The organism is Kitasatospora sp. NPDC057692 (assembly GCF_042799475.1).
Lineage (GTDB): Bacteria > Actinomycetota > Actinomycetes > Streptomycetales > Streptomycetaceae > Kitasatospora.
Genome location: NZ_JBHVIV010000098.1, coordinates 1 through 10,866 on the forward strand (window position 1 = coordinate 1; position 10,866 = coordinate 10,866).

Genomic DNA, 10,866 nt, shown 5'->3' on the forward strand with positions numbered 1-10,866 from the left:
AATCGACCTGGCCCTGGGGCTGTGCGCGCTGCTGAGCGACGAACTCACCGCCCGGGCCATTCAGCTCCTCACCGAGTACGACCCCCAGCCGCCGTTCGACAGCGGCTCCCTGGCCAAGGCGACGCCCGAGGTCGAGGCCCGGGCCCGGGAGCTCGCCGCCGGAGGCTGAGCCCGCTCGGACGCTCCAGGGGCGGGCGGGGAGTCGGGTCAACGGTCAACCAGCCGTGGACGAGGGGCCTCGCCCGTGGACTCCGCATCGGTGTCGTCGGTGTCGTCGGCGGCGTCGATGCCGACCGGGCCTCGGGGAAGTATCCGGTCCAGCCACCTCGGCAGCCACCAGTTGGCCCGGCCGAGGAGTGTCATGGTCGCCGGTACCAGCACCATGCGGACGACCGTGGCGTCGATGAGGATCGCGGCGGCCAGGCCGAGCCCGAACATCTTGGCGGAGGGGTCGTCGGCGACGGCGAAGGACAGGAAGACCGCCACCATGATGAGGGCGGCCGAGGTGATGATCCGGGCGGTGCCCGAGACGCCCTCGACGATCGCCGTGCCGTTGTCCCCGGTGCGCAGGTACTCCTCGCGCACGCGGGAGAGGAGGAACACCTCGTAGTCCATCGACAGGCCGAACAGGATGGCGAAGAGGAACATCGGGATGAACGACACGATCGGAACCGTCGCTTCCAGTCCGATGAGTGCGCCTCCCCAGCCCCACTGGAAGACCGCGACCATGATGCCGTAGGCCGCGCCGATGCTCAGCAGGTTCAGCAGTACCGCCTTGAGCGGTACGAGGACCGAGCGGAAGACCAGCATCAGCAGCAGGAACGACATCGCCAGCACGGCGGCGACGAACACCGGCAGGCGTTGGCTGGTGCGTTGGCCCACATCGGACAGGCTCGCGGCGGCGCCGCCGACGTGGGCCCTCGCCGTACCGTGCCCGATCGCCGTGGGCAGCACCTCGGTGCGCAGCCGGGCGATGGTGTCGGCCGTGGCCTTCTCCTGCGGGCCGGTGGTCGGGAACACCACGAGGGTCGCGATGCCGGTGGCCCGATCGATCTGCGCCGGTGCGACGGACGCGATGCCCGGGTCCGCCGTGACCGTTGCGACGAGACGGTCCAGCACCCCCGGATCACCGGCGGGGTCCGCGGCGATGACGAGGGGACCGTTGGTGCCCGGGCCGAACCCCTCGGCGACGAGGTCGTACGCGCGGCGCTCGGTACGGCTCCCCGGCAGCGACCCGTCGTCGGGCAGGCCGACGCGCAGGCCGAGCACGGGCAGCGCCGCCGTCAGCAGCAGCCCCGCCGCGCCGACCGCGTACGGCACCGGGTGCCGGCTGACGTGCCCGATCCAGCGCCGCCACCCGGCGGCGGGGACGGCGCCCGCCTCCGTGTCCCGCCGCCGGCCGAATCGGCCCGGCCGCCCCGCCCGAAGTGCCCGGGCGATCCGACCGGCCCGGCCCAGCCGCGGGCCGGCCGCGCCGAGGAAGGCCGGCAGCAGCGTCACCGACGCCAGCACCATGGTCAGGACGACGATCGAGACGGCGAGGCCGCCCACCGTCATGAACGGCACGTTCGCGACCGCCATGCCGAGGATCGACACGACGACCGTGCCGCCGGCGAAGACCACGGGCCGCCCCGCCGTGGCCACCGCTCGTCCGGCCGCCTCGCGCGGATCGAGCCCGCGCGCGAGGTACTCCCGGTGCCTGGCGAGCACGAACAGCGCGTAGTCGATGCCCACTCCGAGGCCGACCATGCTGCCCAGGACCGGTGCGAAGGTGGGGACGTCCGTCACCCCCGCCAGGACCGTCATCGTGGCGACCCCGACGGTCAGCCCGAAGACCGCCATGCCGATCGGCAGCGCGGCGGCGACGAGCGAACCGAACGCCAGGAACAGGATCGTGGCCGCGGCGAGAAGGCCGATCAGCTCGCTCACGCCGCCGTCGGGGTCGGAGAACGCGTAGAAGAGGCTCCCGCCCATCTCGATGCGCAGGGGCAGTTCGGCGCGCAGCCGGTCGCCGAGCTCGACGAGGGCGTCGAGGTCCTCGGCCGACAGCCGGCTCTGGTCGGGGTACTGCACCCGGACGACCGCGATCCGCCCGTCGGCCGAGACGAGGCCGCCACGCACGGCGGCGTCCCCGCCCGCGGCGAGCGCCCCCGCCGGGTCGCTCGTGTCGAGCACGTGGGGCAGCCGCTCCACCTCCGTCCGCAGCCGCGCGAGAGCGGTGCGCGCGCCGTCGTCGGCGAGGAACGTCGCACCGCCGTCGAGGGGGGTGACGACCACCTGGGCGGTCATCCCCTCCTGGCCGGTGCCGGCCCGCTCGATCAGCTTCGCGGCCCGCTGGGAGTCCAGTCCCGGAGCGGTCATCGAGTCCGCGGCCTGCCCGCCGAAGGCGACGGCGGCGAGGACGGCGAGCGTGGCGGCGATCAGCCATGCCGCGATCACCCGCCAGGGATGGCGGGCGGCGCTTGCGCCCAGGCGCAACAGGGCTTTCGAGAGCATCGGGTCCTCCAAGCACTTCGTCGGCCGTCCTTGTACGGCCGCCGGTGCCGAGGTTCGTCGCCACGGCGCTCCGCGGCATCGGCTCGCGGGCCGCGGATCCGTCGGCCCCGGGGCGGAGTGACGACCCGTCCTTTCGGCCGATGCGCGACGCGCCGCGGCCCCTAGGCTGAGAACCGTGCTCCGAGACGACCTGCGAACCTTGTGGACCGAACCCCGACCGCCCGACGCGCCGGCCCGGGTGCGGCGTGACTGGGCGCTGCTCGCCGCGGGCCTGGGCGGTGTGGTGCTGGAGGCCACCCTGCGCGAGAACGTCGTGTGGCGGCCGGTGGCGGTGGTGTCGGCGGTATGGCTGTGCCTGCTGCTCCTGTGGCGCCGGACCCATCCGCTGGCGGTGGTGACGCTGGCGTTCGGCTCGGTGGTCCTGCTTCCGGTGGCCTCGCTCGTCGCCGCACCGCGCGAGCCCGTCGGCCTGTACGCCGGCATGGTCGTGCTCGTGCTGGTGTACGCCCTGCCCCGGTGGGGATCGGGACGCGAGGTCGTGCTGGGCGGCGCGGTGATCCTCGCGGCCTTCGCGCTGTGCGCCGTCACGGACGAGACCCCGGCCGCCGAACAGGTCGTGGGCTTCGTCTTCCTGCTGCTGCCCGGCGCGGTCGGGGCCGCCGTGCGGTTCCGGGTGACCGCTCGCGAGCGGCAGTTGGAGCAGGTGCGCTCCCGCGAGCGCGAGCAGCTCGCCCGGGAACTGCACGACACGGTGGCCCACCACGTGTCGGCCATGGTGATCATCGCCCAGGCGGGCCGGGTGCTCGCGGGCACCGACCCGGCCGCCGCCGTCGAGGCGCTGGAGGGGGTCGAGGAAGAAGGGGCGCGCACCCTGGAGGAGATGCGCGCCATGGTCGCCGCACTGCGCGACCGCGGGGCCGGCGCCGGGCCGGCGCCGTCCGCCGGAGTCGCGGACCTGGAGCGCCTGGTGCGCACCCCGGGTGGTCGCCTCAGGGTCGACCTGGGGCTCGACGGCGAACTGGACGCGCTGCCCCCGGCCGTGGACGCGGCCGTCTACCGGATCGTGCAGGAGTCGGTGACCAACACGCTGCGCCACGCGGTCGACGCGACCGAGGTCGTCGTTCGGGTGGCCGCGGAACGGCACGCGGTACGGGTGAGCGTCCGGGACGACGGCCGGCGCACCGGCCGGGGTCGCGACGGATACGGACTCACCGGACTGCGCGAGCGCGCGGCCCTGCTCGGCGGCGCACTGAGCGCCGGGCCGGGCGCCGACCGGGGCTGGCAGGTCGAAGCCGAGCTGCCGAGAGCGAGGAGCGAGAGCCGTGGCCATTCGCGTCCTCGTCGCTGACGACCAGACGATCATCCGCGCCGGGCTGCGGATCATGCTGAACGCCCAGCCCGGCATCGAGGTGGTCGGCGAGGCCGCCGACGGGCGCGAGGCGGTCCGCCTGGCCCGCGAACTGCGCCCCGACGTCTGTCTGTTCGACATCCGCATGCCCGTGCTCGACGGGCTGGAGGCGACCCGGCTGATCGCCGGCCCGGGGGTCGCCGACCCGCTGACCGTGGTCGTCATCACCACGTTCGACCTCGACGAGTACGTCTACGGCTCACTGCGCGCCGGCGCCCGCGGATTCCTCCTCAAGGACGCCGGCCCGGACCTTCTGGCGCAGGCCGTACGGTCGGCGTCCGACGGCGAGGCGCTCATCGCGCCCAGCGTCACCGTCCGTCTGCTCCAGGCGTTCGCCGACCTGCCCGCCGGCCGGCCCGCGGCCCAGCCGGTCTCCCCCGTCACCGCCCGCGAGGAGCAGGTGCTCCTCGCCGTCGCCCGCGGGCTGACCAACACGGAGATCGCCGATGCGCTGCACATCAGCCTCAGCACGGTGAAGACGCATCTGGCCAGCCTGATGGCCAAACTCGGCGCCCGCAACCGGGTCGAGATCGCGATGTGGGCCTACGAAACGCGCCGTATCCTCCCCGGATCCTGAGCCGGGGACCGGGCCGGTGGGACACCCGGTACGACAAGGCTCCCGACGGCTGCCCCGCCGGTCGCCACCCGCGCGCCTCGACGGTCCGGATCATGGAGCTCATCAGGACCACCCGATGATCACGACTCGATCCGCGCCGTGCGGCCGGGGAGGCCGCCGCCGGTTACGGCCGGGGGGCGGCGCCGTCGCGCCGGGTGGCGACGGCGGCCCCGAACCGCCACGCCTCGATGTCGCGATAGCGGATCGGCCCGGGACCGCGGCCGATGTTGCTGCCGACGAGGTGGAGGCGCTCGGTCTGCCAGGTCCGCCCCGCGAAGTCGGCGAGCCCGGCCGCGGCCTCCGGCACGCTGGTGGAATCGTCGCGACGGGAGCGGGCCAGGGTCAGGTGGGGGCGGAGCACCCGCTCCCTGAACGCGATGCCGCAGGACCTCACCTGGTCCCGGACGTCGGCGGCGAGCGCGTGCAGTCCTTCGAGGTCGCCGTCGATGCCGCTCCACAGCAGTCGCTCGTCGAAGTGGCCGCCGCCCTTCAGGCGCAGGGCCAGGGCGGGGTGCGAGGCGGCCGTGCCGGCGAGCGCGGCGCGCAGCGGCGGCACGGCCGTGAAGGGCAGTTCGCCGAGGAAGGCCAGGGTGATGTGCCAGTCCTCGATCCGGTTCCACCGCAGCCCCGGGTACCCGGCGCAGGCGGGCCGCAGGGCCCGGGCCAGTTCGTCCTTGGCGTCGTCGGGCGGCGCCAGCGCCACGAAGACGCGCAGGGTACGGGGCTCGGGGTGATCGTTCACGAAGGGGAGGCTAGCCGACGCGGACGGGGCGGCGGCGGCCGGCCGGGTGCCCGCCGCCCACGGGCGCGGCCGGGAGGACCGGCCGGCCCGTGGGCGCGGTCGTCGGGGCGGGGCGTCAGGTGGAGGGCCGGTCGTCCGCCAGGACCGTTCCCTGGGCGTCGTACGCGACGAGCCTGATGCCCTGGAACGGGTCCGGCTTCGCATCGTCGGAGGGCTTGAGACCGGGCCCCCAGACGTAGCCGCTCGCGTAGCCCGGGCTGCCGGGAAGCGAGGCGACGACGGCCCAGTACGCCCGGCCGTCCAGCTCCATGGTCATCCGGGCCACCTTCCCGGGCCCGTGGTAGACGAGGTTGTACAGGGCCTCCCCGTACAGCGGGGGCACTCCGGAGTACTTCATCGTGATCCCGGTCGTGCCCGGCGCCCAGGAGGACCCGGCACACCCCGGACCGCTTCCGTAGGCGGGAGCGTCGTGGACGCAGATCTCCTGGTCCTTCAGCTGCATCCACCAGTTCGGGCGCTCCAACGACAGCTGCCGGCCCGGCTCCACCACCAGCGGCTCGGGGGCGGGTTCCGCCGGTACCAGCGGAACCGACGGGGCCCGGGACGCCGACGAGGCCGGCCCGACGATCCGCGACCCGCGTTCCGCGGACAGCACCGCCCCCGTACCCGCGACCACCGCGAGCGCGGCCGCCAGGGCCGACGCCCCCACCGCCACCCGGCGTCCCCGCCGCTGCCGGCGCACATGGGCCTGCACGGGCCCGGCGGACCAGTCCGCCACCTCGACCCGGGCCATCTCGTCCCGCAGGGCGCCGCGCACCATGTCCTCGGTGTCCCTCACCTGTCGCCTCCGTCCGTGCCGTCGATCGTCGAACCGGTGCCCGCCGCGTACGAGGCCAGCGCCGGGTGCCCGCGCAGTTTCGACAGGCCCCTGCTGGCCTGGCTCTTCACATTGCCCAGCGAGCAGCCGAGCACGTCGGCGACCTGGCGCTCGCTCATGTCCTCCCAGTAGCGCAGGACGACCACGGCCCGTTGGCGCTGCGGCAGCTCCGCCAGCGCCTGCAGCAGCACCGAGCGCTCCTCGACGTCGCGGTGGCCGCCGCCCGCGGCGTGCGCCCGGTCGGGCAGGACGGGCGTCAGCAACTGCCTGACCCGGCGCCGCCGGTGGCGGCTCAGGTTGTTGTTCACCAGGGCCCGGTGGACATAGGCGTCCGGCTCCTCCAGTCGGCTGATCCGGGGCCAGTTCCTGAAGACCTTCGCGAAGGTCGCCTGCACCACGTCCTCGGCCTCGTGGTGGTCGCCGGTGAGCAGGTACGCGGTGCGCACCAGCCGCCGCCAGCGGGTGGCGGCGAACCCCTCGAAATCGAGCTCCCCCACGTCGGGGCCGCCCGCGGAAGCCCGTGCCGTGACGGGCCCGGGCCCGTCCTCGACCGGGATGTTCCATACGCTCGCGGTCATCCGGTTCCTCTTCGCGTCCACGCGACGGCCCGGCCGGACCGTCGCTCCGCCCTACTCACCGCCGCGCCGCCGCAAGGGTTGCACGCGGTGCGGAATCACCGGACGCCGGGCGGCGGCTCGGGGCCGGGGAGGGCCGCCGTCCGCCGCGGCGGGCAGGCGTCCGCTCGGCGCCTCAGGGCAGCGCGGGCCGGCAGCACGGGCCGGTGCGATGCCGGCGGAGTGCCAGGGCGAGCGGACCCGGGTCGATCGCGGGGGTGCGGCCGAAGTCCGGGTCGCGGCTGGCCGGCAGCGCCGCCAGGGCCTCGCGGACGCCGGAGCACAGGCCGTGGGTGGGCTGGAACCCGTCGTAGGCGGCCAGGACCGCCGTGCGGACGTCGCGGTCTCCGGCGAGTCGGCGGGCCTGGTCGTGCCAGTGCCGCGCCTCCCGCCCGTCGCCGCGGCCGGCGGACAGCAGGGCGAGGGCGTGGGCGGCCCGGAAGCACCCGGCCCCGGCGGCCAGCTGCCACCACGTCCGCGGCCCGTCCGCCAGCGACCGGCGCAGCGTCGCGCCGCCCTCGTCGTCCCCCTCGTGGACGGCCAGGTGGCACAGCGCGCCGAGCATCAGCGCGCCCTGCGGCTCGATCGCCGGGGTGTCCGCGAGGGCGGCGATCCACTCCGCGGCCCGGGCGTCCTGCGCCACGAGGTGGCACAGCGCCAGCAGCTCGAAGCGGTCACGGTCCAGCCGCACCACGACCGACCGGCGAGGGGGCGCCGTGCTCCGCCGGGCGAGGCCCGTCACGATCCTGGCCGGCGCGTCGTCCAGGCAGGCGGAGGCCCGGCCCCGGCCCTCGGGTTCCGGCAGGCGGGCCTCGGCGAGCGGCGCCCATCCCCCGTCGGGGTCCGCGAGGTCCCGGCCGGCGCCGGTCTGCGCGCCGGCGGCACTGCTCATGTCGATCACTGCTCTTCCGCCTCCGCGGCAGTCCGCTCGTCCAGGCCCAGCGCGGCCGCCAGCCGGCGGCGGGCCTCGCGGCGCAGGCTGTACACGCCGCTCCGGGTGATGCCCATGACCCGGGCGGCGGTGACGACCGGGTAGCCGAGCACATAGGTCAGCACGACCGCGTCGTGCTGCCGGCCGGGCAGGTCGCCGATCACCGAGAAGAGGCCGATGCCGCTCTCCAAGGCCTGGAACGTTCCCCTGGCGTCGTTCATGGCGACGGCGAACGCGGCGGCGGTGAAGGCCGACGGCCGGGAGAGGCGCTCCAGCGCGTCGTCGACCGTCGCCCGCAGCACGCCCCAGCAGAACTCCTGGACGTTCTCCTGCCGCAGCACCACGTCCCAGTGGGCGGCGAGGTCCGCGAACACGCCGTCGACCAGGTCGTCGGCGGCATCGGCGTCGCCGAGGTGCAGGTGCGCGTACTCCCAGTACGTCTCGCCGTGCATCACCAGCAGGGCGATCAGCTCGGTGGGCAGCGTGCTGTCCGCCGCGAGGTCCCCGGTCCCGGCGCCGGGCGTCCCCCCGGGAAGGTCCTGGTGGGCCCTGGGGCTCCGGGCGTCGTCGTACGCATCAGCGCGACCGCCGCCGTCGATGCCGACCATGTGATGTCCCTCCTCCCGCCCCGGATTCCGGACCGACGGCCGGCCCGGGCCCCGGGGGCCTGTTCGGGACCAGGAAATCGGCTGGGCGACGTGTTTCCGCAGGCCGGTCGGGAGTTGAGCAGATCTGACGGAACATCACATCTTCCGACCGGCCGCCCGCCGGTTGGCGCGGCCGTCCGGACGGAAGGCGCCCGTTTTCGATCACCGCCGGGCCGAACAGGGGCGGCGCCGAACAGCGGTGGCGTCGAAGGCGGGCGCGCACGGGTCACCGTACGGAACGGGGCGTCGACAGGCAGCGATCGGCGGGCGGGGCACAGGGCCGAGACGGGAAGCAAAGACGACAAAGTAGGATGAACAGCTCACGCGCTACGCGCGAAGAGTTCCATAAATATCCCTTTTGCCGGATTTTACCTCCCGCCTCCCCCGCACGGAGCCACCCTCATGGACAATCCGTCCACCGCCGACGTCGGCGGCGCGATCGAGACCCGCGGCATCGACCCCGTCCCCGACCACGAACGCCGGGGCACCGTCCGCGAGCTCTTCCCGACCTGGGTCGCGGCGAACATCAGCGTCCTGCTCCTCACCATGGGGGCGGCCCTGGTGGTCTTCAACCAGTTGAACTTCTGGCAGGTCCTGGTCGTCGCCGCGTGCGCCGCACTCGTCTCCTTCGGCATGGTCGGCGTGCTGTCGGTCTCCGGCAAGTGGGGCGGAGCGCCCGGCGCCACGCTCTCCCGGGCCACCTTCGGGGTGCGCGGCAACCTCTTCCCCGGCGCGATCCTGTGGATCGCCCGGTTCGGCTGGGAGACGATCAACGCGGTGACCGGCGCCTACGCGGTGCTGACCGTCCTCGACCTGCTCTTCGGCGTCAAGAGCAACACCCTGCTGATCGTCGTCACGCTCGTCGGCTTCGTCGCCTGCACCTTCCTGGTCTCCGGCCTGGGCCGCAAGGCGCTGAACGTCTGCAACACCTGGTCGACGTACCTCTTCGGCGTCTTCAGCGTCCTGGTGCTGGGCTACCTGATCGCGACCACGCACTGGAGCGAGGTCTTCTCCAGGCCCGCGGGCACCACCGCGATGATGATCGCCGGCATCGGGACCATCGCCGCCGGCGGCATCAGCTGGGTCCCCACCGGCCCGGACTTCACCCGCTACCTGCCGCACTCCGCCTCCGGCCGCAGGATCGTCGGCGTGACGGTCTCGGGCGCCGGCCTGGTGATGGTGCCGATGGTGCTGATGGGCGCCGTGATGGCCGTGGCCTCCCCCGGCCTGGCCGAGGCCGCCGACCCCGTCTCCTTCCTCGGCGACCTGCTCCCGACCTGGCTGGCCGTGCCCTACCTGCTGACCGCGATCGTCGGGATGCTGCTGATCAACAGCCTCTCCATGTACTCGGCCGGCTTCACCGCGCAGACCATGGGCGTGCGGCTGCCCCGCGCGCTGGCCGTCAGCATCAACGCCGTGATCTCGCTGGTCGCCGGCCTGCTGCTGATGCTGGTCGCCAAGAGCTTCCTGGGCTCCTTCATCACCTTCCTGATCCTGCTCGCCGTCTCCTTCTCGGCCTGGATCGGCGTCTACGCGGTGGACATGTTCCGGCGCCGCTCGCGGGCGGTGCGCTACGACGCCGCCGCGCTGATGGACACCGGCCGGAGCAGCCGCTACTGGTACAAGGGCGGCTTCTGCTGGCAGGCGATGGTGTCCTGGGTGGTCGCGCTGCTGACCGGGCTCGCCTTCACCAAGTGCGACTGGTTCGCCGGCCCGTTCTCCGACACCCCCGTCGGCCGGTACGGGCTCGCCTGGGCGGCCACCATCGCGGTCTCCGCCGCGATCATGGCCGCGCTCCCCACGCCCCGGGAGAACGCCCCGGCCGCCGGCGCCGACCGGGCCGCCGGCCTGCCGGCCGAGCGCGCCGACCGGGTCACCGTCTGACCGCACGACGCGAGCGAACTCCGCGCGCCCCCTCCGGGGGCGAGGCCGCGACCGGCCCACCGGTCGCGGCCTCGCGCGTTCCACCCGGCCGCCGGCGCGGTCCCCGGCCCGCCCCGGGGCCTCCGGGAGGGCCTCCGCAGGACCGTCGTGGGATGCGGGGCTCAGGAACTCGTCGGCGCCGGGCCGTCCGCCGGGCCGGTCCGGTGCCCGGGTTCGAGGACGAAGACCGGGATCACGCGCTCGGTCATCTCCTGGTACTCGGCGTACGTCGGATACGCGGCGACCGCGCGCCGCCACCACTCGGCCCGCTCGTCCCCGGTGACCTCGCGGGCCGTCATGCCCCGGCGTTCCGGACCGTCCTGGAGATCCACCCGCGGGTCGGCCTTGAGGTTGAAGTACCAGTCCGGGTGCTGCGGGAAGCCGCCCTTCGAGGCCACCGCCGCGTACCGCCCCTCGTGCTCCACCCGCATCAGCGGGATCTTGTGGATCCTGCCGCTCCTCGCGCCGCGCATCGTGACGATGACGACCGGCAGGCCCGTGTCCCAGAGCGTCGTGCCCCGGGTGCCCCCGGAACTCTCGTACAGCTCGACCTGGTCGCGGATCCACTGCGCCGGACTCGGCTCGTACTCGCCCTCAAGAGGCATCGCGTTC

The 10,866-nt window shown here is 74.3% G+C and carries 10 protein-coding genes; 3 read left to right on the forward strand and 7 right to left on the reverse strand.

All coding sequences use genetic code 11. The features are described 5' to 3' along the window. Positions 1-207 precede the first annotated feature (207 nt). On the reverse strand, positions 208-2,496 hold the full coding sequence (locus ACFVFS_RS35220) for an MMPL family transporter (protein WP_380628961.1): 2,289 nt from the start codon (positions 2,494-2,496) through the stop codon (positions 208-210). Between the two features lie 175 nt (positions 2,497-2,671). On the opposite strand from ACFVFS_RS35220, the gene ACFVFS_RS35225 reads away from it, so the two are divergent. Continuing rightward, entirely contained in the window at positions 2,672-3,844 is a 1,173-nt protein-coding gene (locus ACFVFS_RS35225; RefSeq protein WP_380628962.1) for a sensor histidine kinase, read from the forward strand. Beyond that, positions 3,819-4,481, forward strand: a complete 663-nt coding sequence (locus tag ACFVFS_RS35230) for a response regulator (protein WP_380628964.1) — start codon at positions 3,819-3,821, stop codon at positions 4,479-4,481. Before ACFVFS_RS35225 ends, ACFVFS_RS35230 begins: the two co-directional genes overlap by 26 nt. Before the next feature lie 163 nt (positions 4,482-4,644). On the opposite strand, the gene thpR is transcribed toward ACFVFS_RS35230, so the two are convergent. The 5 genes from thpR to ACFVFS_RS35255 all read right to left on the reverse strand — a co-directional run bounded on the left by thpR (position 4,645) and on the right by ACFVFS_RS35255 (position 8,292). After that, positions 4,645-5,262 carry an RNA 2',3'-cyclic phosphodiesterase gene (gene thpR, locus ACFVFS_RS35235; protein WP_380628965.1) on the reverse strand — a complete coding sequence of 206 codons (618 nt, stop codon included), beginning with the start codon at positions 5,260-5,262 and terminating at the stop codon, positions 4,645-4,647. 115 nt (positions 5,263-5,377) lie between these two features. Beyond that, positions 5,378-6,100: a hypothetical protein gene (locus ACFVFS_RS35240; protein WP_380628967.1), complete on the reverse strand. Its 723-nt coding sequence runs from the start codon at positions 6,098-6,100 to the stop codon at positions 5,378-5,380. Then, the gene (locus tag ACFVFS_RS35245) at positions 6,097-6,636 is read right to left on the reverse strand and encodes a SigE family RNA polymerase sigma factor (RefSeq protein WP_380628994.1); all 540 of its coding nucleotides are present in this window, start codon (positions 6,634-6,636) and stop codon (positions 6,097-6,099) included. Before ACFVFS_RS35245 ends, ACFVFS_RS35240 begins: the two co-directional genes overlap by 4 nt. A 253-nt stretch (positions 6,637-6,889) precedes the next feature. Continuing rightward, positions 6,890-7,645: a hypothetical protein gene (locus ACFVFS_RS35250; RefSeq protein WP_380628968.1), complete on the reverse strand. Its 756-nt coding sequence runs from the start codon at positions 7,643-7,645 to the stop codon at positions 6,890-6,892. 5 nt (positions 7,646-7,650) lie between these two features. Further along, complete coding sequence (locus ACFVFS_RS35255) at positions 7,651-8,292, reverse strand: sigma factor-like helix-turn-helix DNA-binding protein (RefSeq protein WP_380628970.1); 642 nt, start codon at positions 8,290-8,292, stop codon at positions 7,651-7,653. 441 nt (positions 8,293-8,733) lie between these two features. Between ACFVFS_RS35255 and ACFVFS_RS35260 the strand changes: the two genes are divergently transcribed. Beyond that, entirely contained in the window at positions 8,734-10,215 is a 1,482-nt protein-coding gene (locus tag ACFVFS_RS35260; protein WP_380628971.1) for a purine-cytosine permease family protein, read from the forward strand. Between the two features lie 161 nt (positions 10,216-10,376). On the opposite strand, the gene ACFVFS_RS35265 is transcribed toward ACFVFS_RS35260, so the two are convergent. Continuing rightward, positions 10,377-10,859: a nitroreductase family deazaflavin-dependent oxidoreductase gene (locus tag ACFVFS_RS35265; protein ID WP_380628972.1), complete on the reverse strand. Its 483-nt coding sequence runs from the start codon at positions 10,857-10,859 to the stop codon at positions 10,377-10,379. Positions 10,860-10,866: the final 7 nt, after the last annotated feature.